This is a genomic window from Pedobacter heparinus DSM 2366 (assembly GCF_000023825.1).
GTDB classification, from domain to species: Bacteria; Bacteroidota; Bacteroidia; order Sphingobacteriales; family Sphingobacteriaceae; genus Pedobacter; species Pedobacter heparinus.
Genome location: NC_013061.1, coordinates 2,701,517 through 2,724,294, shown reverse-complemented (window position 1 = coordinate 2,724,294; position 22,778 = coordinate 2,701,517). Strand labels below are relative to the sequence as shown.

The 22,778-nt window shown below is 39.2% G+C and carries 17 protein-coding genes; 6 read left to right on the top strand and 11 right to left on the bottom strand.

All coding sequences use genetic code 11. The features are described 5' to 3' along the window. Window positions 1–38: 38 nt before the first annotated feature. Together PHEP_RS11580 and PHEP_RS11575 are read left to right on the top strand one after the other, a co-directional pair. Window positions 39–1,091: an ATP-binding protein gene (locus PHEP_RS11580; RefSeq protein ID WP_015808152.1), complete on the top strand. Its 1,053-nt coding sequence runs from the start codon at window positions 39–41 to the stop codon at window positions 1,089–1,091. 45 nt (window positions 1,092–1,136) lie between these two features. Next, the gene (locus PHEP_RS11575) at window positions 1,137–1,577 is read left to right on the top strand and encodes a response regulator (protein WP_015808151.1); all 441 of its coding nucleotides are present in this window, start codon (window positions 1,137–1,139) and stop codon (window positions 1,575–1,577) included. 12 nt (window positions 1,578–1,589) lie between these two features. On the opposite strand, the gene PHEP_RS11570 is transcribed toward PHEP_RS11575, so the two are convergent. After that, on the bottom strand, window positions 1,590–3,323 hold the full coding sequence (locus PHEP_RS11570) for a phospho-sugar mutase (RefSeq protein WP_015808150.1): 1,734 nt from the start codon (window positions 3,321–3,323) through the stop codon (window positions 1,590–1,592). Between the two features lie 310 nt (window positions 3,324–3,633). Between PHEP_RS11570 and PHEP_RS11565 the strand changes: the two genes are divergently transcribed. Together PHEP_RS11565 and lysA are read left to right on the top strand one after the other, a co-directional pair. Then, the gene (locus PHEP_RS11565) at window positions 3,634–4,947 is read left to right on the top strand and encodes an aspartate kinase (protein WP_015808149.1); all 1,314 of its coding nucleotides are present in this window, start codon (window positions 3,634–3,636) and stop codon (window positions 4,945–4,947) included. A 193-nt stretch (window positions 4,948–5,140) separates the two neighbouring features. After that, window positions 5,141–6,295 carry a diaminopimelate decarboxylase gene (gene lysA / locus PHEP_RS11560; protein WP_015808148.1) on the top strand — a complete coding sequence of 385 codons (1,155 nt, stop codon included), beginning with the start codon at window positions 5,141–5,143 and terminating at the stop codon, window positions 6,293–6,295. 69 nt (window positions 6,296–6,364) lie between these two features. Here lysA and PHEP_RS11555 read toward each other — a convergent pair whose 3' ends face one another. From PHEP_RS11555 to PHEP_RS11545, 3 genes are all read right to left on the bottom strand, one after another. After that, window positions 6,365–6,745 (bottom strand): SRPBCC domain-containing protein, encoded by a 381-nt coding sequence (locus PHEP_RS11555; RefSeq protein ID WP_015808147.1) that lies wholly within the window; start codon window positions 6,743–6,745, stop codon window positions 6,365–6,367. Further along, a complete protein-coding gene (locus PHEP_RS11550; RefSeq protein WP_036674044.1) occupies window positions 6,732–9,377 on the bottom strand; it encodes a DUF3857 domain-containing protein in 2,646 nt (881 codons plus the stop codon). Before PHEP_RS11550 ends, PHEP_RS11555 begins: the two co-directional genes overlap by 14 nt. 86 nt (window positions 9,378–9,463) lie before the next feature. After that, a complete protein-coding gene (locus PHEP_RS11545) occupies window positions 9,464–10,654 on the bottom strand; it encodes an acyl-CoA dehydrogenase family protein (RefSeq protein ID WP_015808145.1) in 1,191 nt (396 codons plus the stop codon). Between the two features lie 98 nt (window positions 10,655–10,752). On the opposite strand from PHEP_RS11545, the gene PHEP_RS11540 reads away from it, so the two are divergent. Then, window positions 10,753–11,130, top strand: a complete 378-nt coding sequence (locus PHEP_RS11540) for a dihydroneopterin aldolase (RefSeq protein ID WP_015808144.1) — start codon at window positions 10,753–10,755, stop codon at window positions 11,128–11,130. A gap of 7 nt (window positions 11,131–11,137) precedes the next feature. Here PHEP_RS11540 and PHEP_RS11535 read toward each other — a convergent pair whose 3' ends face one another. Next, window positions 11,138–11,626, bottom strand: coding sequence for an acyl-CoA thioesterase (locus PHEP_RS11535; protein ID WP_015808143.1), 489 nt, complete (start codon window positions 11,624–11,626; stop codon window positions 11,138–11,140). A gap of 87 nt (window positions 11,627–11,713) precedes the next feature. On the opposite strand from PHEP_RS11535, the gene PHEP_RS11530 reads away from it, so the two are divergent. Next, window positions 11,714–12,148, top strand: coding sequence for an Hsp20/alpha crystallin family protein (locus tag PHEP_RS11530; protein WP_015808142.1), 435 nt, complete (start codon window positions 11,714–11,716; stop codon window positions 12,146–12,148). 58 nt (window positions 12,149–12,206) lie between these two features. Here PHEP_RS11530 and PHEP_RS11525 read toward each other — a convergent pair whose 3' ends face one another. The 6 genes from PHEP_RS11525 to PHEP_RS11500 form a co-directional block, all read right to left on the bottom strand. Beyond that, window positions 12,207–13,748 carry a serine/threonine protein kinase gene (locus tag PHEP_RS11525; protein WP_015808141.1) on the bottom strand — a complete coding sequence of 514 codons (1,542 nt, stop codon included), beginning with the start codon at window positions 13,746–13,748 and terminating at the stop codon, window positions 12,207–12,209. Window positions 13,749–13,755: 7 nt separating this feature from the next. Beyond that, window positions 13,756–14,553, bottom strand: coding sequence for an FHA domain-containing protein (locus tag PHEP_RS11520; RefSeq protein ID WP_015808140.1), 798 nt, complete (start codon window positions 14,551–14,553; stop codon window positions 13,756–13,758). Window positions 14,554–14,560: 7 nt separating this feature from the next. Continuing rightward, complete coding sequence (locus tag PHEP_RS11515) at window positions 14,561–18,544, bottom strand: FtsW/RodA/SpoVE family cell cycle protein (protein WP_143715864.1); 3,984 nt, start codon at window positions 18,542–18,544, stop codon at window positions 14,561–14,563. Window positions 18,545–18,551: 7 nt separating this feature from the next. Further along, on the bottom strand, window positions 18,552–19,919 hold the full coding sequence (locus PHEP_RS21640; protein WP_015808138.1) for a PP2C family protein-serine/threonine phosphatase: 1,368 nt from the start codon (window positions 19,917–19,919) through the stop codon (window positions 18,552–18,554). A gap of 95 nt (window positions 19,920–20,014) precedes the next feature. Then, window positions 20,015–20,965 (bottom strand): hypothetical protein, encoded by a 951-nt coding sequence (locus tag PHEP_RS11505; RefSeq protein WP_015808137.1) that lies wholly within the window; start codon window positions 20,963–20,965, stop codon window positions 20,015–20,017. Between the two features lie 333 nt (window positions 20,966–21,298). Then, window positions 21,299–22,690, bottom strand: a complete 1,392-nt coding sequence (locus PHEP_RS11500; RefSeq protein ID WP_008246064.1) for an arginine decarboxylase — start codon at window positions 22,688–22,690, stop codon at window positions 21,299–21,301. Window positions 22,691–22,778: the final 88 nt, after the last annotated feature.

Genomic DNA, 22,778 nt, shown 5'->3' with positions numbered 1-22,778 from the left:
TAAAATACAAGTACTTGAGATCAGATAGCCTACTTAGAATGTTAGAGGTAATAGATGACTATGCGATTCTGTTTTTGGACAGGTATGGGAGTATAGGGAATTGGAATAAAGAAGCTGAGCGAATAAAAGGATATCATGCAGCTGAGGTTATTGGTCATAGTTTCAGTATGTTCTATAGTGAGGAAAGTCGTAGAAACAAATTGCCGGAATTACTTATTGAAGAAGCTAAACTGAAAGGCAGGGCACAGCATGAAGGCTGGCATGTAAGAAAAGGAGAGGAGCTTTTCTGGGGCTTTGTAACCATTTCTACCATATTGGACGACAATGATGTTATAGTTGGTTACTCTTTGTTTGTAAGGGACCTGTCGGCTAAGCGACATCTGGAAAAAACCACAGAGGAATATGCCCGTGAACTTGAAATCAAGAATAAGGAGCTTGAACAGTTTGTATATATCGCTTCCCATGATTTACAGGAGCCGCTCTTAACAGTTAAAAATTTTGTTGAGTTATTTAAGGACGAGTATAAAGATGTATTTGATGATAATGCAAAGCTTTATCTCCAGTTTATAGACAGGTCTACCGAGCGGATGCGGAACCTGATCAAGGGCTTGCTGGATTATTCGAGACTAGGTGGACAACAGAGTAAAACATTGGTAGATTGTAATACCTTAATGGACGGATTACAAAGCGACCTTTTTAGCAGCATATTTGCTACAGGTGCAAAAATTTATTATCAGGATCTGCCAATTGTTTATGGTTACGAAACAGGACTCCGTCAGCTTTTTCAAAATCTGTTGAGTAATGCTTTAAAATTTAAAAAACAAGATGTTGATCCGGAAATTTACATTGCTGTTGTTGGGCATGATAAGTTCTGGCATTTTGAATTTAGGGACAATGGGATAGGAATAGAAGAAAAGTATAAGGAAAAAGTATTTGTAATGTTTCAGCGCCTTCACAATGTAGCAGATTATGAGGGTTATGGCATTGGACTTTCACATTGCAAAAAGATTGTAGAACTACATGGAGGTCAAATCTCGGTTAAATCGGTTTTAGGAGAGGGGAGCACCTTTTGTTTTTCTATCAGGGTATAATAAAGATTAAATGAATTAATAAATGAAAGCACAACTTGTATATTGATGAAAAAATATAAAGACCTTGAATGTGTACTGCTAATTGATGATGATATATCTACAAATTTCATCCATCGCAGGATCGTAGAGAATGCTAAGATCAATGTGGCTGTTAAAGAAATAACATCTGCTAAAGAAGCGCTCGATTATTTAACTTACTCTGGTAAGTACCAGGATTTGGAAAGCAGCCCTAAGGCAGGCATCATCTTTTTGGATATCAACATGCCTGGCATGAATGGCTGGGATTTTATTGCCGAATACAAAAAACTGGATGAAAGACATAAAGCTAGAATTGTAGTAGTTATGCTTACCACATCTCTTAATCCCGATGATGAACTTCATGCAGCCAGGGTAGAAGAAATTGCTACTTATTTACACAAGCCCCTAAATTTAGAAGCCTTTTCGACAATTGCGAATACATATTTTGAAGAGATTAAAGAAAATTGATTTAGAGGTTTATTAAACCTCTAAATCAATCATTACTGCTTTAATCTTATGGCCAAGCCTGGCCTCTGTTTCCTTAAAATCTTGTTTACTGGCCAGTGGCGCATTTACACTGCAGTAAAATTTGATCTTGGGTTCGGTTCCCGAAGGCCTTGCCGAAACAATGCTGCCATCTTCGGTAATGAACTGGAGTACGTCTGATTTAGGTAATTCCAGCTCAGTTCTTATTCCAGATTCCAGGTCTGTCTCTACGCCGAGTTCATAATCCTTTAAGGTTTTTATTTTAGACCCACCAAGTGTAGCCGGAGGGTTATTCCTGAATTTTTCCATCATGGCTTTAATGTCTTCAGCCCCGGTTTTGCCCTTTTTTGTGATGGATACCAATTCTTCCTTATATAAGCCATATGTTACATACATATTTAATAAGGCGTCATACAGGCTGCTGCCTTTATCTTTATAAAAAGCAGTCATTTCAGCTATAAATGCGCAGGAGACAACCGCATCTTTATCTCTTACCAAATCGCCGATCAAATAACCATAACTCTCTTCGCCACCAACTATAAAAGTTTGTTTCCCTTCCAGATTGGTCATGATCTGTCCAATCCATTTAAACCCAGTCAGCGTGTTGTAATAGGTAACATTTTTAGCTTTAGCAATAGCCTCTATTAAATTAGTAGTTACAATAGTTTTAACAATGTATTCATTACCGCTTAGTTTTCCTTTTTCCTGCCAGGCGGTTAAAAGGTAATTGATCAGTAGGCTGCCGGTTTGATTTCCATTCAACAATACAAATTCTCCGTCATTATCCTTTACGGCAATTCCAACCCTATCGGCATCCGGATCAGTAGCCAATACAAGATCTGCATCAATTTCAGCAGCCTTTTTTAAAGCAAGGCTTAAAGCTTCTTTTTCTTCCGGATTAGGATACACTACGGTTGGAAAATTTCCGTCTGGTTTACTTTGTTCTTCCACGATAGTTACATTCGTAAAACCAAACTGTTCCAAAGCTTTGGGAACTAAGGTAATCCCTGTTCCATGAATAGGAGAATATACTATTTTCAGATCTTTCTGGCGTGATATTGCTTCCGGAGAAACGGATAATGCAGTTATCTTATCCAGATACAGCTGATCTATCTCTAATCCGATCAATTCGATATTACTGTCTACACGTTCAAATTTAACAGCGTCAATACTGCTGATCTTTGCTACTTCATCCATTACCATTTTGTCATCCGGTGCGGTAAATTGTCCGCCGTCGGCCCCATAGGCTTTATAACCATTATATTCCTTAGGATTATGAGAGGCCGTAAGCATTACCCCACTTTTACATCCCAGCTGTCTGATCGCAAAAGACAATTCGGGTGTAGGCCTTAAAGCAGAAAAGAAGTAAACATGTATGCCATTTGCCGAAAATACATCTGCAGTAATCTTTGCAAAATAGTCAGAATTATTTCTGCTGTCGTGTGCAATGGCCACTTTAATTTTCTCTCCGGGATATTTTGTATTCAGGTAATTGGCCAGACCCTGGGTTGCAGTCCCTATGGTATATTTATTGATCCTGTTAGAACCAGCACCCATAATCCCCCTTAATCCTCCAGTACCGAATTCAAGATTGCGGTAAAATGAATCTGTAAGTTCAGTATAAGCTTCCTGGTCTAAAAGACCTTGTATTTCATCTTTAGTTTTTTGATCGTAATTGCCATTAAGCCATTCTTTTATGGTTGCCTGGGTAGTTTGTTCTAATTGCATATTTACTTATGGGGTTGTATTGTTATCCGTTATACAAATCAACTTATGAACTGCCAGGTATTGAAAACCATAACAGTTGTTGATTTTCCAAATTTTATTTTGTCTATTTTGCCTTTATTAGGCATGATTTATTTAAATTCACGCCCGATTACAAGTATATAACCATTTTGGTTAAAATAAAATACCTGGAGCAAATAAATATAGCTATTTACATAGCTTTTTAACCTTAAAAAATTAAATAAACCCAAAACGAGGCAATCTGACTTTGTCAGTAATTGCACCACAACAATTAACAACAACAAAACAAATTATGAAAGTATTAAAGTTTGGAGGCACTTCTGTAGGAAGCCCTGAGCGCATGAAAAAATTGCTGGATATCATTGATCCTGCAGAAGAACAAATTGTCGTGTTATCGGCTGTGTCTGGTACCACCAATAGTTTAGTGGAAATTTCAGCCAAACTTTTAAAGGAGGATAAACAGGAGGCGTTAAACTTAATTAACGCATTACATCAAAAATATAATGAGTTTGTAATTGAACTTTTAGCAGATGGTGAATATCGTGAACAGGGACAGGAAGTAGTAGATTATCATTTCAGCTTCTTAAGTTCACTGACCAATGATATTTTTACTACTGTTGAAGAGAAAGTCGTACTTGCACAGGGTGAACTGTTGTCGACCACCTTATATCACATTTATTTAAAATCCATTGGCGTACCTTCTGTATTGCTGCCCGCATTGGATTTTATGAAAATTGATGAGGACAACGAGCCTGATGTCCCTTTTTCTACTAAGCAATTGCAACCCCTGTTAGCACAACATACCGGCAATAAGCTCTTCATTACTCAAGGTTTTATCTGCCGGAACAGCTTTGGCGAAGTTGATAACCTGCGCCGCGGTGGAAGCGATTATACGGCTTCGCTAATTGGTGCAGCAATTAAAGCTGAGGAGGTACAGATCTGGACAGACATTGATGGGATGCACAATAATGATCCAAGGATTGTAAAAGGTACTAAACCTATAGCACACTTGTCTTTCGATGAAGCTGCCGAACTGGCCTATTTTGGTGCAAAGATACTGCATCCACAATCTGTTTTTCCTGCACAGAAATATAAAATTCCGGTAAGACTGTTAAATACAATGGAACCAAAAGCTGCGGGAACATTGATTTCTACCGAAAGTGAGAAAGGAAAAATCAAATCCATTGCTGCAAAGGACGGGATTACAGCAATTAAGATACAGTCGAGCCGCATGCTCCTGGCCTATGGATTTTTAAGGCGGGTATTTGAAATTTTTGAAAGGTACAAAACACCAATTGACATGATCACTACTTCTGAAGTAGCGGTTTCATTAACAGTTGATTATACAGACAACCTGGAAAAAATCGTAGAAGAACTGCATGCTTTTGGAACAGTAGAAATTGACAGCGATCAATCTATTGTTTGTGTGGTTGGCGATTTTAGTGCAGAAAAACATGGTTATGCAGCCCGTGTACTGGATGCCATAAAGCATATTCCATTAAGGATGATCTCATATGGTGGAAGTAATTATAACATTTCATTGCTAATCAGTACTGCAGACAAAACGGAAGCTTTAAAAAGTTTGCACAACAGATTGTTTGAATAAGACAGAAGTTTAAAATTATCTTCTTTTTATCCAGACGAGGATACCAATCGCAATAAAAATGAGTACAATGAAGAACCTGATCCTTCTGTTGTACTCTTTTTTATTGATTTTATGATTTTTGAGATCAATATAATTACCAATATAAATCAGGCCCAGTACAACAATAAAAAATATAACAAGAAATTTAAACATTATGTTTTCTAATAAAGATATATCACGTTTCGCAAATTTAGAAACACCGTTCTATTATTACGACCTTAACCTGTTGCAAAATACGTTAAATGCATGCGCAAATGCTGCTAAGTTATACAATTTTCATGTGCACTATGCCTTAAAAGCGAACTTCAATCCAGCGGTACTGAAAAAAGTAAAGGCAATTGGCTTTGGTGCTGATTGCGTGAGTGGAGGGGAAGTGAACAGGGCTATTGAAACAGGCTTTAATCCTAAACAAGTGGTTTTTGCAGGTGTGGGTAAATCTGATAAAGAAATTAATTTGGCATTGGACCAGGATATATTTTGTTTTAATGTAGAATCTGTTCAGGAACTTGAAGTGATCAATGAACTGGCTGGCAAAAAAGGCAAAATAGCGAAAATTGCTATACGTATCAATCCGAATGTTGATGCCCATACCCATCACAACATTACTACTGGTCTGGACGAAAATAAGTTTGGTGTAAATTCCTGGGATCTTCCGAAATGTGTAGAGACCTTAAAGGTATCTGAACACCTTGAGTTCTTAGGCATACATTTCCACATCGGGTCGCAGATTACTAATCTTGATGTATATAAAAACTTATGCGTAAGGGTTAATGAATTTGCGATATGGTTTGAAGAGCGCGGTTTTAATGTAAAAATATTAAACGTGGGTGGGGGCTTAGGTATTGACTATCATAATCCGGAGCAGCAGATTCCTGATTTCGATGCTTATTTTAAGATCTTCTCAGAATTTCTTGAGGTTAAGGCTGGCCAGGAAGTTCATTTTGAGCTGGGCAGGGCTTTAGTAGGGCAATGTGCCTCACTGATCAGCAGGGTTTTATATATAAAAAATGGTAAAAAGAAAAATTTTGTAGTGCTGGATGCAGGTATGACAGAGTTGATGCGCCCAGCCTTATATCAAGCTTACCACAAAATCGAGAACCTTAGTCGTGGGAATCAAACAACATTAAAATATGATATAGTGGGACCAATATGTGAAAGTACAGACTGTTTTGGTAAAGAAGTAGAACAGCCCGAAAGTTTCAGGGGAGATCTTTATGCCATCAGAAGTGCAGGAGCATACGGAGAAGTAATGGCATCAAAGTACAACCTGAGAGATGAGATCAGGTCTGTTTACAGTGAAGAAGCATAATTCGAATTAAGTAAATAATCCATAGGGTCAATATTCCTAAATTGTATTTATACAATTTAGGATATTAATTTATTCTTCAAAAAAATCAAGTAAACCACCCAGATAATATTCAGTTATACCAGCTGTAAAATCATCATAATCTGCATCAGGAATATTCGTCTGTATAAATTCAAGGGAAGTGCCCTTTTTGTCCTCATGCAGTTTAATCGTAACAATAGATGGTTCAGTATTCTCGCCAAAATACCATTGCTGTACAATTTTTTTCCCATAATCAAATTCCAGGTTCCTACCTACAATATCACCCTCCCAAAATGAGAATTCGGTACCGGCTTCTTCCTTAAATTCAACTTCGGCACCCGTCCATAACTGTATGCTTTGGGCCTTGGTCAAAGCCCAGTAAACTTCTTCCGGAGAGGCGGGCAGGTCATAATATTTTTTAAATGTCTTCATAATTTTTAATATTTTCAGGGCTGTCTAATAGTTCTGCAGACGCGGGGTAATCAATTTCCTTCTTTTGTACAGCCATTTTTTTATCGTAATGTTTTGCCAGAGCGGCCTGCCACTCAACAGCCGGGTAAGTATACACGAAAGTTTCTTTAACCCTTTCCGATTTTGCAACATACCAGAGCCATGCGCCACTGTAAAGCAAAGATATCACTGTTGTTGGGATTTCAATTACATTGATCAAAGGCTGCCCGGTTAAGGAACGGACATAGATAGCAGCAACATTATCACCAATCAGAAAAGCAATCAGGCAAAGCGAAAAAATGATGAACAGCGCCGGGAAACTTTCCCTTTTCTTAAAAAACAGGAATATCAGTAATACACCAAAACCAATTAACAAGGCAAATGCTGCTATTTCCACTAAATAAACCAGTTTTATAATATATTGGCCCGGACTCTTCAGCGTGGCCAGTCCGGCCCATCCACTCATGCTAAACAAACCCGATCGTATGGCATCGCTAATCAGCACCAGGGGTTGTAATACAATTCTGATGGCCAGTAATACAAGCCATCCACCGATTGGCCGGGCATATTCCAGGCGTTCAAGATCAAAATCTCCGCTTTTAAAGTATAAACGGTAACAGAAAAAAGCAGTAGCAGCCATTGCCGCTATAAACATCCAAAGCGTATAGGGATTGATGGTATTTTCTCCGGCCGTCCCGCGATTGATATAGTAAGTTAAATAGTCTTGTATCTTCCCTTTATCCTTCACATAATCCTTCACTTTTGAACCATCAATAAAGGCGCTCATGTTGCGAAAAGTGTAGTTAAATGTAATGGTTTTTCCCCGCTGAAACCTGTACAGTTCGAAATAATAATCATCATTCTCTACCTTAACAGATTCAGTACCAAAATTAAACAGATAAGGCATATTTACCGTAATCACCTGTTCAACATTAACCGGATTTTTAAGCGATAGGGGAGCCAATCTGTTTTTAGCAGTAATGTCCCTCATTTCTGAGCTGATCAAATCGCCAAAGAAGGACAAATACTTTTCTGCAGTTTTTTTATCTTCTGCCCAAATGTTGCTGATTTCATAATGCTCTAAAACTTCCAGTGTATTGCTTTCTTCATTATCGGTGACCTTAATCGGCTCTTTTAGTTCAATGTCCGGGTAATATTTACCATAATACTCCAGGTAAGTCTTTTCTATTCCATCAGTGCCTGAGCCTGCAATTTCGCTGCGGATGTTATCTGCATAATTATCGGTATAAGTACTTTTAATAGTGAGGAAAGATTTACTGTCGGGAATGGTGTCTGCAACATCAAACCGGAGTTCAGAGACCAGCTTGCCTGTTGGGATGCTGATGACTGGCTCCAATGTGCTAACCCCTTTTTTAATGACCAGTGCATCTCCGTAATTGGGAAAATAAAAATTGTCAAATGTACCTCTCTGGTAGGCTATTGTGGGATCAACCCATGTTTTATTGTTGTTATGTTCAATAACTGCTACTACGTGATTAAATACGAATGGACTGGGCAGGTAGTCCTTAGTTTTTATAGTAGAGTAGGTGTCTACATAAGCCATATAGGCAGCAATATTTTTTGCTTTAAGCAAATATACCAGCAACAAGGATTTGTCTTTACAATCGCCATAACGTTGCTTAAGTACCTTTTCCGGAGAATTGGGCCGATGTGAATATATCCCCATTTCAATTCCCATATACCTGATCTCGTCCTGTACAAACCTGATTGCATTTTCGATGTACTTAACCTGGTTGCCGCCAGCTTTTTCATGCAGTTCCTTAACTTTTTTATTGAGCAACGGAGTTTCAATATCCTTATAATCGTTTACGGCAAGCCCCCAGTTTACCACTTCATTCCAGCTTTTGTATTCTGTAAGCTGGGTTCTTTTTAAAGGATTGTACCAACTGGGTTCAAAATCGGTAACGCGATGTGTTTTAGTTAGTTTATGCTCCCATTCATATACTTTTAATCCATCACGTTCGGTTATCCTCGGCTGATCGTTGAAATTAAAGTTTTTGAGGCTTAAGGATCTGTTTTTATTGATGATAATATTGGTATAGGTGTGCCCTATACTGCTCGATCCTTCAAAATAGAACAGTGAAGCAAACTTATCACCAAATATCGGATTGGTACCTTTAATGCTATATGAAAATTCAATCCGATCCCCTTTTCTTACATCATCCAGCAGTAAAAAAGCATCATAGGTTCCACTGTAAATAAATTTTGAAAGGTCTTTTTCATTTTGCAGCACCTTAAATTTATTACCCTGTAAACGGTCTGAAGACTTATCGCCACGCCACAGTGTGATGTTATGAAAAATCAGTTTTTGAAAACTAGGATCATAAGTAACAGAGATCTGAGAACCATTCTGTACTCCGGCATCTGAAACGATCTCCCTGATGACATGCACATATTCTTCCTGAAGTTCAGCATGGTTCTGGTTTTCGTAAACAGCTAGAAAATAACCATCAGAAATATCTTTTGCAGCCGGTTTGAAGCCCTGGTTGTTTCGTTTAACAATCCAGGACGGATCTTTTTTATTTATATAAAAATTCTTGTCCTGTCCGTATGCAGCGCTTATAATTGATATAAGAACTGCTGTGAAAAGCATTTTTCTGAATAACACCTGTAATGTAAGTGCTAAGAACGTTTGAGCTGGCATAATTAGATAAGTGTTGAGCGGCAATAATTTAGTTATTATTTAAATGCATTAATCCCGGTTACATCCATGCCTGTGATTAACAGATGGATATCATGTGTACCTTCGTAGGTAACTACAGACTCAAGGTTCATCATATGGCGCATAATAGCATATTCTCCGGTTATGCCCATGCCACCAAGCATTTGTCTTGCATTTCTCGCTATATCCAGCGCAACCTCTACGCTATTTCTTTTTGCCATTGATATTTGTTCCGGTGTTGCCCTGTTCTCACTCTTAAGAACCCCTAAACGCCATACCAGTAACTGGGCTTTTGTAATCTCTGTAATCATTTCAGCCAGTTTTTTTTGCTGTAACTGAAAGCCGCCTATGGGTTTGCCAAATTGCTCACGTTGTTTGGCATAGCGCAATGCCGTATCATAACAGTCCATCGCCGCACCCAAAGCTCCCCATGCTATTCCATAACGTGCCTGGTTCAAACAACCCAAGGGACCTTTCAGGCCTGTAACATCAGGAAAAATATTTGCTTTAGGAACCTTCACATTGTCAAATACCAGTTCGCCGGTAGCTGAAGCCCTTAAACTCCATTTGTTATGCGTTTCAGGAGTAGTAAAACCTTCCATTCCACGTTCTACTACCATCCCTCTAATTTTACCCGACTCGTCCTTTGCCCAAACTACTGCTATATCCGCAAATGGTGCATTAGAAATCCACATTTTTGCGCCATTTAACAAATAATGATCTCCTTTGTCCTTAATATTGCTGACCATACCACTTGGGTTCGATCCGTGATCTGGCTCTGTTAAGCCAAAACAGCCCATTAGTTCACCTGTGGCCAGCTTAGGCAAATATTTTTTCCGCTGTTCTTCCGTTCCATAAGTATAAATGGGGTACATTACCAAGGATCCCTGTACAGAAGCTGTAGACCGGATTCCGGAATCACCACGTTCAATTTCCTGCATTAAAATTCCATAGGCTGTATAATCAAGCCCCGCGCCACCATATTCAACAGGAATGGTAGGGCCGAAGGCACCTATTTCACCGAGCCCTTTTATAAGATGTTTTGGAAATTCGGCCTTTTGTGCATAATCCTCGATAATTGGACTGACTTCTTTTTTCACCCATTCTCTGGTAACAGAACGGATCAGTTTATGCTCTTCAGATAATAATTCGTCCAGTAGGTAATAATCTGGTGCTTCGTAAAGATCTTTCCTGGCTGATTTATTCATTGTTTACACTATATTTGGATTAGCAATCGGCTGTATACCCAAAGGTAATAATTTAAGGGTACGGCCGGTTAAAACCGAACAAAAAATTATCTTTTCTAATGCCAGACCATTCCAATTTCATTCAGACAGTTGCTTTAAAAGATGTAAAATGTTTTGCTTTTCATGGCTACTACCCCGAAGAACAGTTAACAGGGATCTATTTTTTAACAGATATTGTGGTCGAATTCGTTCCTTATGGCGATACTGAAAATTTGCAGCACACGGTAAACTATGAAACCCTGAACAACATCATTCTGGAACAAATGGAACAAACCCAGAAAATGCTTGAAACAGTGATCAGAAACATTATAGACCGTACCATTGCAGTTTATCCTTTCATTTTAACAGCAACCGTAGGTATTCGAAAATTGCATCCGCCTATGCCCGGAGATATAGGGCATTCTTTTGTGCAGCTGAAATACACAGCACCTGTATAAATAGGGATTATACCTCTAACTGCTCAAAAGAGATCATTCTGTCTCTTTCATCCTGCGGAATAGGAAAGGAACTTCTGCTGGTATAGTCAAAAGCCACACAGGTTGTTTTACCTTTATTGCAAACCTCTTCTTTACCATGAACCAGTTTTACCAGTAAATATTCCAGGTCGAAACTGCTTTTTCCAATTCTGGACGTACGTACATACATACTGATCTTGTCATCCATAAACACGGGTAAAATATAATCAAGTGAGGCCTGGGCAATCACCACTCCAGTTTTTTTCCAATCCCATTGTATTGCATGGTTCCAGTATTTAGCCCGGGCAATTTCCATGTAAGTAAAATACACAGCATTGTTTACATGGCCCATCATATCAAAATCCGCAAAACGGGTCTCTATCACAGTTTTATACTTAAAACTGTCTAAAGTATTGATGATGTCTGTCTTTTTGTCTTGTTTTTTACTTCTGTTGCGCCAAAATGTCTTAAAAATCATAAAAAAAAGGGTTGGTATAAGAGTTGAACAAAGGGTTAGTATACAAATTAGTAAAAAATAAAAAACTTAAAATAGGAGAAAATAACAATGACACTAGTAAAATTTAACAACAGAACCAGAAACACTGCACCATACTTTAACAATGTTTTCGACTCATTGTTTAGTGAAGCGTTAAATAAAAACTTAACTATAAATAAAGTACCTGGTGTAAATATCTTAGAATCAGAAACCGATTATAAAATTGAATTGGCTGCACCTGGTCTCACTAAAGAGGATTTTCAGATCAACTTGAAAAAAGATACCCTTTCGGTTTGGGCCGAGAAAAAAACAACCGAAACTGAAGAGAAAAAAGATTACACCAGAAAAGAATTTGACTATTACTCTTTCGCCAGATCCTTTGTACTGCCTGAAAGTGTAGATGGTGAAAAAATTGCGGCTGAATATGTAAATGGCATCTTAAACATTACTATAGGTAAAAAAGATGACTCTGCATCAGCTACTAAAGAAATAAAGGTTTCATAATTGGTTAGTTTGTTTAAGGTGATAAGGGCACGTCGTAAGACTGCCCTTATTTTTTTAATTATTCCTTCAGTTCTTTAAGGTCGTTTTTATTCAACCATCCCTTCGTAATCTGACCATCTTTATTGGTATGGGTAACATAAATAAAACCATTTTGCTCATCTATCACATTAAATTTGGCATTGTTCCATAGGCCCAATACACCATTTCTTGGCGAATCTCCACTCGCTGCCTCATAAAAATATACTGTTCCTTTTGGCAACTGGTATTTTTTTCCGCTGCTTACAATCACAGGGTCTTTATTTTCTTTGGCTTGGGCATCTGCCTGTGCACGTTTGGCGGCAGCTGCCATCTGGGCTTCATATTCTTTTTTTAAACTGTCTATTTCAGCTTTCTGGGCTACAGTATCAATCACTACCGGATGAACCTGGGCGGTATCATGCCGGATCACCGGTTCAACACTAGTGGTGTCTGCAGGAACATTACTTAAAGAATCTGTTGTCACCTGTTTAATGCTGTTATTGTCTTTAAGAAATAGACCATAAACCGAAAGCATCCCCAATATGACCATGGATAAGATCATGATTGCAAATACGGGCCTTGACAGGCTCACTTCACCTGGTACAGCCTCTACAAACGTAACTTCCTTTTGTTTTACCGGAAGCTGACTGGATATAACTTCCACACCCTCTACCAATTCTTCACCACGGTGCATAATTACATCCAGTAAAGCAGTGCCATTGGCGTACCGTTTTTCGGGATTCTTTTCCAGACATCTTTTGATGACCTCCAGCAACCATTGCGGAACATACATTTCTTTTTTCTTCTTTTCCATGTCCCAGCTCTCAGGAAGATGATTTCTGCGCAGTGCAAGAATATCTGGGACCGGAATTTCAATATGTGCCAGCATCACCTGGTTACGCGAGCTTTCATTTTTATTGATCAGCGGAAAAGGTACTGTTCCGGCAAGCAACTCATATAGTATAATGCCATAACTATATACATCTGTCTGAAAAAACACTTCACCATCGTGTTGTTCTGGTGCCATAAATTCAACCGCGCCCGCATGGCGCAAGCTTGTACGGCGCTGCTCATCAGACATAATGGCCAGACCAAAATCAAGCAGGACATAATTGCCCGTATCTGTATTAAATTTTACATTATTGCTTTTAATATCGCCGTGCTTAATGCCAACACGGTGACAGTGGGCAAGGGCATTGGCCAATTGCTCTGCAAGTTTAATGACCTCGGCAACAGTAAATATAGGGGCATTAGGCGGCATTAAAAGCTTTTCCAGGTCTGGCCCCTCAATGTATTCCATTTCTATAAAAGGGAAAGAACCACTTTCAGTAAGGCCCGACCCCAGTATTTTTACTACATTAGGGTTGGGTATTTCATTTACCTTTTTCAGTTTTTCTACTTCATTTTTAAACTTAAGGAAATTCTTGTCATCTTCACTTTCCGTATGAATGGGGGTGGGCATAATTTTCACTGCCGTGATGATTGTTCCAACCCTTTTGCCTTTATATACAGAACCCTGTCCACCCGTGCTTAAGGCACCAAGATTTTCTAATCCTTCTGTTATTGTAAAAACTTTACTCATTATGCTATTATTGATTATAATCTATGTTAAGATAACTAAATTCCAAGACTGCAAGTTCACCCAATATGATCTGATCACCCTCCTGTAACACATGCCCAAGTTCGGTAACATTTAATTTTACGGGGTTATGCTCACCCACAGATCTGATTTTTACTTTGTTTCTTGGAGGAATTCCACCTTCATCAGCAAATAGCAGGAACGAAGCTGTATCAGCATCCCATACAATATGGGCGTGCTGCCTGCTGATAAATTTATTGGCCTCATTTTTACTGTCATCAGGAAAGGCAATCTGATTGATCCTGAAAAATCCATCACTTACCTGCACCTTATGTTCTCTTCCAATATTTATTTTGCCACTATCTGCAGTAATCTTATATTCCTTTTTTTCAGATTCTCCATTTAAAGTACGGATATAAGCAATTTGTGACCTGAGCGTTACCTGATGTTCCGGGGTTTTGATATGAAGTGCCGCACTTAGATTTGCCAGTTTTATGGTATCAGCAGGCAACTCTTCTATAAACGTGATCTGCATACTCCAGGTTTCTGGAAAATCTATAGCAAAATCATCAGCTATCCGCTGGATCTCATTTCTAAAGCGATCTTCATCTTCTGTAAAAACAGCTGATTCATACCGGTGTTTTTCCTCCGGCTTACAGGCAATAAATAAGGTCAGGCCTTTAATATGCTTCCCTTCACCACCCTCCAGTTTTTGAAGCTCACGTTTTATAGCAGTCAGCAGTATTTCCCTGATAGCCTTAACATCTTGCGGTGGTTCCTGATTACTTTTGTTAAATAAATTAAACATACAGCTGTTATTTTTTTATTTTCTCTTTTTCTTTCCCGACATAACCCAGTTTCAGCAGTGCAGGCACTACATGCTGTCCGGCAAGCTTCACAGCTTTACTTGACCCACGGGTAGATTCTATTCTGATACAGACTACAATATGACCTTTCCCATTTGCTTTGGGTACAAAAAAAGTATACCAGCCATCGTTTATCTTCTCATCTTTCCATATCCTTTCCGGAGTTCCCGTTTTTCCAGCTACTTTTAAGCCCAGCGTATAGGTCTTATTTTCACTCTGCTTTAGCATATAACGGCTAATTGAATCTGCGTATTCTGGGTTGCCGGCAATGCGAATAAATGGTTTAACTGATGTTGCTGAATCACTGATTTTTAGTACGTAACGATTGGGAACCAACTGCCCTTTATTGGCCACACCAGCAACCATGCGTGCCACTGCAGCAGGGGTAGCAATTAACTCTCCCTGTCCCCAGGCCATTCCTGATATACCTTTGGCCCGTGTACGACGGATTCTGGAAGGATCATATTTTGGTTTGGTATTAAATTCTGTACGTTCCCATAATGCTCTCCATTTATCCTCCTGTTTCATATTGCTGGTATCCCTGCCATAATAATAACCACCAACACCTCTTAAAAACATACCGGTCTTCAAATACAGATCTGCCATTTCATTCTGCAGGTGTTCCTCATTGGCCAATTTAATAAAATAAACGTTATTCGATTTAACCAAAGCCCGTTCCAGGTTAATTCTACCGGTTTCATCAGGTTCAATGCCTTTGGTACGGATGCGCTCGGCTGCAGTTACTGTAAAAACCCTTTTGGCCGCATTTGGCCCTAACTTGTTAAATGCAGCCATAGCAGTAAGCACCTTAGCGGTTGACCCTGGTGGGGTAGCCGTTGTAAAACCCAGGTCGGCAGTGGTATACCAGCCAGCCAGTTTATTCTGTTCCGTGGTCGACATGTTCAGCAGTTCCCAGTTATTAATCTGAGGAAGGGGATACACCGCAGAAGCCAATACATCACCGGTAATATCCTCCATAATTACTACCGATACACGGCTGTTGTTAACTGCAGTATCTTGTGCAATGGTATTTTGGATGGTTGTCTGCAAAGATGCATCCAGGGTTAATTTTACGTTTCTGTTTCTCTTTTTAAACTCTTCTACTTCAGCACTGTTAATGCCTGTGAGCAAAAGTGGTGCTAAAGCAGAATAATCTCTTTTACTTACTGTCATTTCCTTAACACCTCTTGGCAGAAACCTGTTTTCCTGGTATTTATTTGCATGTGTGTTAAATGACAGCACAGGAGTGTGGAAGCCCCTTAACTCTGCTGCATGCTCATATTCTGCAAAATAACCATTGGTGCTGCCATTAAAAATCCCGGTATTGTTGTCGCCAACCCAAAAAAACATTTGTGCTTCAAAAGGATAATAACGGTCTACCCGTTTATGTTCAGCAGAATCAAGGTTATAACTGATACCTGATTCTTTTAACAACAGCAGTTGTCTTCTAATGTTTTCCGGTTTGCTCGTGGCCAGAATACGTCCGTTTCTATCGTATAAATCACCTGCTGCAAGTTTATTCATCAGAATAGGAATTCTTGGATTATAGCTGAACATACGTGAACCGCTACGGTCGGCCACCAACGCCGGTTGCACCACCCATTTTTTATTGTGGATAATATAGTTGGATACGGTCATGGTGAGCAATAATATGGCTACACTTGCAGCAAGTAAGGCAGGAACAAGGTTTTTATCCTGCTGTTTGGTCATATAGGCCATTTGAACATCCGAACCCCTGACCATTGAAACGGAGAGCAAAAAGCCCGCTGCAAGCATATTTGCTACCAGAGAGGAGCCGCCGTAACTTACAAAAGGCAAAGCAACACCTGATAAAGGTAAAGCTCCGGTAGAGCCGCCAGCAATCAATAAAAACTGTATAAAAAGACTTATTCCTACACCGGCCGACATATAAAACAGGAAAGGCATACCCGTTTGCCGGCCTATTATAATAGCGCGGTGTAAAAAGATCAGGAACAATACAAAAATGGCTACAATACCTGCCCAACCAAATTCTTCGCCTATAGCTGGCAATATCATATCAGTATGCGCTTCAGGAATGGTTTTGGCAAAACCTTGGCCAACACCCTGACCGCTGATGCCACCGCTGGCCATGGCCCAGATGCCATTGGCAACCTGATCACCACCATAAACCTCATTGTTCCAGGGATCCTGCCAGATAGATTTACGTTCTGTTAGTCTGTTTACCGGTCCTGGAATCAGTTTGGCGAGGAAAGGCACCTGATCGATCAGCAGGAAAGCCGCCATGACCATGATGATCATTATAGCAGATTCACTGGTTTTTTTATTGACCACCATAACTACCGATACCAGCACAGCTGTAACCAGTGTCGCTATCCAGATGTTCAGGAACCAGGCGCTGAATACGTAAATGATTATAGCCGTTAGCATCATCATAAAATCGCCCCGCGAAAAGGAGAACAGGATGATAAAGGTAAAGCATACTACCATTGCCGGGCCAAGGTCGCCCAGTACAAGGTACATCAGTATAGCCATTACCATAGCCACCAGCGCAAAAGAGAAGAAGAACCATCTTTTGTGCCAGCTACTGTATTCGGTAATAAACCGTTCATTAGAGGCAAAAAAGCCTGCTAAAAACAAAACAATGGCATATTTTACAATTTCGCTGGGCTGTATCCCAAATAGGTTTACCTTTACACCACTGCCTTCAGGCCCTGTGCCAAATACAATAGTGAAGGCCAGCAGACATAAAGCAACAAAAGCCCATTGCCAGCCGTTGGCCTTGCTAAAAGCATTGTTTACGACAAACATACGGTACCAGCGCGAATCCACATTGAATTTGCGCAGCTTTAAAGAAAGCAGGATACAGATACCTATAATACCCATACCAAAGAAAATAAGACTGTCTTTAGCCAAAAACCTATCGCGCAAAGGATCCTGTAAACTCAGTAAGGTCAGAAAAGAGATACCAGTCATTAGCATAACTATAGGCAATATCAGCTGATCTGCCTGCGGATATTTAAGGCTCATTAAAAAATGAACCAGGAAAAATCCTGCAAAAAAACTAAGCACAATGATCCAATACCATTGGTTATACACTTCAGGGGTACGTACAATTAGCGATTTTTCTTTTTTAAGGATCTTAAAGTCGCGCGTAGAAAACAGTTTAATACTGTGTGGCGATTGCCTGAAATTAAAACTTGCCGATTTATCCAGCTCCTGTAGTCCTTGCGAGCGGCCAAACTGGAAACCTGGTTTTAAAGGCAATACCCCATAAGCTTTATGATCCGGGAGATGAAGAAAACTATAATTTCCATTGGCATCTGTCCGCAGATAAGCAATAAAATCATTGACCACCTCATCTTCTGTATAAGCAGTATCTTGTGGTAAAATCATTTGCAGCCTAACCAATACCCCGGCTACTGCTTTACCTGCTGTATCTGTAATTTTTCCACTTATGTCATAATTGCCTTTGCCAAAATCCTTTTGAGCAGGCAATTGTTGAGGCTTTCGCTGTTCCTGCTTGTAAACTAAAGAATCAGCACCAGTAAAGCCAAGCAATAAACGTGAAGTAATAATCCTTTGTTTAAAATTCTTACCGCCTTTATTAAAAGCCTCATCTGCTGCAACGAAAAACTTGCGTTTATTTAGTTCTCCGATGTTATCAACCGGTTCTTTATGCAGTAAAAAGCTTTTGCTTACAATATCTTCAACCAGGTTAATATCTTTTTTATCTTCAAAATAATAACCTTTTATAAGCAGGGCTCTAATCTTTGCGCCTGGTGCTTTATCGTTCAGGTTTACCATGGTCCCATCACTAAGCCGCTTATGTACATCAGCAAAACTGTGCTGTTGCGTATAAAATAATGTCAAAAACAAAGTACCCAATACCAGTGTAACGAGCAGTAAAAAAATACGCTCAGCCTTTCTGCCAGGATTTGTTTTTGTTTGCATGCTCATATTAAGGGGTTGACCTGTTGGTTAAAGAATCTGTTTTTATAAACTTCACATCTTTAAGCAGTACACCTTTTTTCTGCAATGCAGTAATGTTTTTGAAATTTTCAAACGTAAAATTCTCAAGAAGTGTGCTTTTGTTGGCTGCTGCAATAAAAAATGGCTGGCCATTGTATCCACTATCGCTTTTAAGTACAATAGTGCCTTCTGCTTTTAAATAAAGACTATCCCTGGTAATGGAAATGGGTTTAGAGATCACTATTGGCGATTTAAAAACAGAATCGTTCAGTATCAGTATATTTCCCTTCAGCTTATTTAAAGTATCCTGCAATTTAAACTCAGCAGTCTGCTCAACCTGTTGCGCATTATCAACAGGTATAAACTGATCAGTATTGTCAGTATTTTTTCTCAAAATAAAATAAGCTATTGCAACCAACACAATTAAACCAAAAACCATTAGCCATACATTCATTCTCTTAGTTGGGTTCAATTTTGCCGGGAGCTGATCTGTGGTGGCCAGATGTTGTTCATTTTCTACCCTATCTAATGTGGCTTCTTGCACTGCATGCAGGTTTTTCTTTTTCTTAAGCCGGGTAATGGGTCTGGTGGCTTCGTGGGCATAAGATTCCTTATTGTTTTTTACCAGAACAACTGTAATGTTATCTTTTCCACCATTGAGGTTTGCTGTGTTTACGAGTTCATTTCCTTTTTGTTCCAGCGTACCTTCCTTAACCAGGATATTGGTGATACCCTGCTTATTCACCATGTCCGACAAACCATCACTGCATAGCAGGATCGTATCGCCAGGCAAAAAGGGGGAGTGTCCTGTCTCAATGTAATCTTCCTGCACACCTATGTTGCCGGTAAAGCCCAGGGCCTTATTGATCTCATTTCTTTTAGGATGGCTCATGGCCTGTTCCTCTGTCAGGCGGCCAGAATCTTCCATGAACCCAACAAAGGACTGGTCTTTAGATATTTTAATTAAGGAGTGGTCTCTTAAAAGATATAACCTGGTGTCGCCTACATGTGCGTAATAAAGCTGGTTCTTATTTAAATCTACCAGAGCCAAGGTAAGTACACAGGCCATATCCTCGTATTCTTTGTTTTGCAGTTTTGCTGCAATGATCTGGTCATTTGCCTCAGCAATGGTGGCCTGCATTAAAAGAGAAAGGTCTCCTCCGGGGCTGTCCAGTAATTTTAATATGGCTTTTCTGGCAATGGCCGCTGCAACTTCGCCACCTTTATAGCCACCAACACCATCAATTACGCAGGCGATCACAAAATCAGTATCGGTTATTTTTTCAGCAATAAAGGTGTCTTCATTGTTGCTACGTAATTTCCCGGTATCTGTTATTCCAAAATAATTGCTACCCATTATTGCCGGTTGAGTTTTTAATCGATATAAAATGTGTAATCAATAAGATCACACACAATAGCAATAACGCTACAGAGCAGATTTGCGACATAAAATCAGGCTTTAAATATATTAACACCAATTATTCCGTTCAGTATAATTCTCGAATTCAATGGCAGTTCTGTCCACTGGGGATCATCCTGCCGGCTCCGCTCCACCAGATTTTCATTCAGTATAGTTTTCTCCCCAAATGATGACAGGTAAAATTTTTCTTCTGTTTTGCTGAATCGAATCTTTAAATGCGGTGCATTTACCCATTCTGATGGGATTTTAAAAATATCCTTATCGTCCTTTGCCTCTTCATTACCCGACACGGTAATTTCATTAAACTTCATCAGGTACTCTAGCTTTTGTCCCGAATATGCCTTATCGGGAAGAGTAGTTTCAAATCTTGCTAAAATGGTATTTCCTTCTGTTGCTTCATATTTAGTATCAAACTTTAAATTGGCCAGATAGGGAATTTCGTAATATCCTTCACTGTAAAAAATAAAATCTTTCAGAATTTCATTGCTGATGTCAAATGTCTGGGCCAGGCCAGTTTGCCGGGGGATAAAGGTAACCCGTAAATTTTCCTGTTTCTGACCGCCATCGGGCATAAGTTTACCAATAAAGCCCTTGTCGCCCTGTTTATAATCGGGATGTGAAACAAAGCGAAAAACCCATTTGTTGCTTGATGGTTCAACTCTTTTACCTACAGCAGCATATTCGTTCAATATTTCATAAAACATTTTTACAGATTCCTGGGCTATCAGGCCTAATAAACCATTTTTATTGTCCATGAAGGCCCTGTAATCATCTGTATTTAGACATATGATATATTCATGATAAAAAACAATACGCTCAGCAAAAGAGAGTTCAGCTATGGACGCTTTGAATTTATCGATGATATATTTGTAAACAGTATCTGGGGTAAGCGCTTGTACTTTGGCAACCGGTTTGGTAGTATTGTTGCTCAGAAACCAATCCTGTATACCTATTCGCTGCCAAAAAGAGGGTTTGTCTGTCATCTATGAACTTTTAATCGTCTTGTACAAAATTCTATAACGGTAAAGCTAGTAATTCCTTATGAACATACTCAAAAATAACAAAATCGTTCATCTGATTCCTAAATTACACATCTGAATTTACATTACAACCAAATCAGAGCAGTATAAGTGCTATCATCTAATACTTTTATAAAACCACTTTTAAATGTCTGTTATCTGTCTTTTGACGTAAGTAGACGTACAAGAGACGGATAGCAGACGTACAAAACAATAGCATATCAAGGATCCAGAAAAAAAAATGCCCTGAAAAATCTTCATATTTCCAGGGCAATTACAGTTACAACAATTTAAATACTAGGTATAACCTAGTATCTTTAATACCTGTTTGCTATTTTGTTCTTCACCAAATACCTCAAAATTGAACGTCTCATCGCGATTGCGCCGGATGATGACATGTTTCGGACTAGGCAGCAAGCAGTGGTGTATACCGCCATAGCCACTCAATACTTCCTGGTAAGCCCCAGTATTAAAAAAACCTAAATATTGAACTTTACGGGTTTTGGGCATAAACACACTGTTCATGTGCGCTTCCTGGTTGTAATAATCCTGTCCGTCGCAGGTAATACCGCCAAGGTTTACCCTTTCGTATTCTGCATCCCAGTTGTTGATGGGCAGCAAAATATATTTTTGGTTCAATGCCCATACATCAGGTAAATTGGTAATGAACGAGCCGTCCAGCATCAGCCATTTCTCCCTGTCATTCTGCTGTTTACGGCCAAGCACCTTATATAAAATACCCGATGCCTCGGCAACAGTATACTTTCCAAATTCAGTAATGATATCGGGTTCTACCACATCGTGCTCCGCGCAGATTTCCTTAATCCGCTTTACGATCTCATTTACCATGTATTCATAGTCGAAATCAAATACCAGAGAATCTTTAAAAGGCATACCGCCACCAATATCTAAAGTATCCAGTTCAGGATTAATCTTTTTGAACTTACAGTAAAGGGTAACATATTTTTCCAGTTCATTCCAGTAATACGGAGAATCGGTAATACCAGAGTTGATAAAGAAATGTAGCAGTTTAACCCTGAAATTAGGGTTTGCAGAGATTTTGTTATTATAAAAATCAATCACATCTTCCATACGTACGCCCAAACGGGAGGTATAGAACTGAGAATCGGGCTGTTCCTCTGCCGCAATACGGATACCCAGGTTACAAGGGGTATCCATTTCTACCTCATCATCAAAAAGGTTGAATTCCTCTTTATTATCAAGTACAGGGATGATGTTTTTATAGCCATCGTGCAGCATATCAATAATGTACTGCTTGTACTGATAGGTTTTAAAACCATTGCAGATCACGGTAATGTCCTTTGTTAGCGCACCTTTTTTCTCCAGGGCCTCAATCATGGGCATGTCAAATGCAGAAGAGGTTTCCAGGTGGATACCATTTTTAAGGGCTTCTTCTACAATGTGCCGGAAATGCGAACTTTTAGTACAATAGCAGTATTTATAATCGCCGCGGTAGTTGTTTTTGATGATCGCCGTTTGGAACAACAATTTGGCCTGCTGAATTTTCTTACTGATCATGGGAAGGTAAGTGAAACGCAATGGGGTACCATAGGTTTCAATCATCTCCATCAGATTGAGGTCTTGAAAATATAATTCGTCGTCTATTACGCTGTAACCTTCCTGAGGAAAACCAACACTTAGATCAAGAAATTCGGAGTAACTCTGCATTTTTTTATTTTTGAACTATTATTTATTTATGAGGTGTGGCAAATTAAAATATTTAATTTTGGGCTCAAAGATAAACACTTTATAAAAT

Coding starts and splice junctions, on each gene's coding strand:
- PHEP_RS11580 (WP_015808152.1), top strand. CDS start 39: ATGTTAGAGGTAATAGATGACTATGCGATTCTGTTTTTGGACAGGTAT.
- PHEP_RS11575 (WP_015808151.1), top strand. CDS start 1,137: ATGAAAAAATATAAAGACCTTGAATGTGTACTGCTAATTGATGATGAT.
- PHEP_RS11570 (WP_015808150.1), bottom strand. CDS start 3,323: ATGCAATTAGAACAAACTACCCAGGCAACCATAAAAGAATGGCTTAAT.
- PHEP_RS11565 (WP_015808149.1), top strand. CDS start 3,634: ATGAAAGTATTAAAGTTTGGAGGCACTTCTGTAGGAAGCCCTGAGCGC.
- lysA (WP_015808148.1), top strand. CDS start 5,141: ATGTTTTCTAATAAAGATATATCACGTTTCGCAAATTTAGAAACACCG.
- PHEP_RS11555 (WP_015808147.1), bottom strand. CDS start 6,745: ATGAAGACATTTAAAAAATATTATGACCTGCCCGCCTCTCCGGAAGAA.
- PHEP_RS11550 (WP_036674044.1), bottom strand. CDS start 9,377: ATGCTTTTCACAGCAGTTCTTATATCAATTATAAGCGCTGCATACGGA.
- PHEP_RS11545 (WP_015808145.1), bottom strand. CDS start 10,654: ATGAATAAATCAGCCAGGAAAGATCTTTACGAAGCACCAGATTATTAC.
- PHEP_RS11540 (WP_015808144.1), top strand. CDS start 10,753: ATGCCAGACCATTCCAATTTCATTCAGACAGTTGCTTTAAAAGATGTA.
- PHEP_RS11535 (WP_015808143.1), bottom strand. CDS start 11,626: ATGATTTTTAAGACATTTTGGCGCAACAGAAGTAAAAAACAAGACAAA.
- PHEP_RS11530 (WP_015808142.1), top strand. CDS start 11,714: ATGACACTAGTAAAATTTAACAACAGAACCAGAAACACTGCACCATAC.
- PHEP_RS11525 (WP_015808141.1), bottom strand. CDS start 13,748: ATGAGTAAAGTTTTTACAATAACAGAAGGATTAGAAAATCTTGGTGCC.
- PHEP_RS11520 (WP_015808140.1), bottom strand. CDS start 14,553: ATGTTTAATTTATTTAACAAAAGTAATCAGGAACCACCGCAAGATGTT.
- PHEP_RS11515 (WP_143715864.1), bottom strand. CDS start 18,544: ATGCAAACAAAAACAAATCCTGGCAGAAAGGCTGAGCGTATTTTTTTA.
- PHEP_RS21640 (WP_015808138.1), bottom strand. CDS start 19,919: ATGGGTAGCAATTATTTTGGAATAACAGATACCGGGAAATTACGTAGC.
- PHEP_RS11505 (WP_015808137.1), bottom strand. CDS start 20,965: ATGACAGACAAACCCTCTTTTTGGCAGCGAATAGGTATACAGGATTGG.
- PHEP_RS11500 (WP_008246064.1), bottom strand. CDS start 22,690: ATGCAGAGTTACTCCGAATTTCTTGATCTAAGTGTTGGTTTTCCTCAG.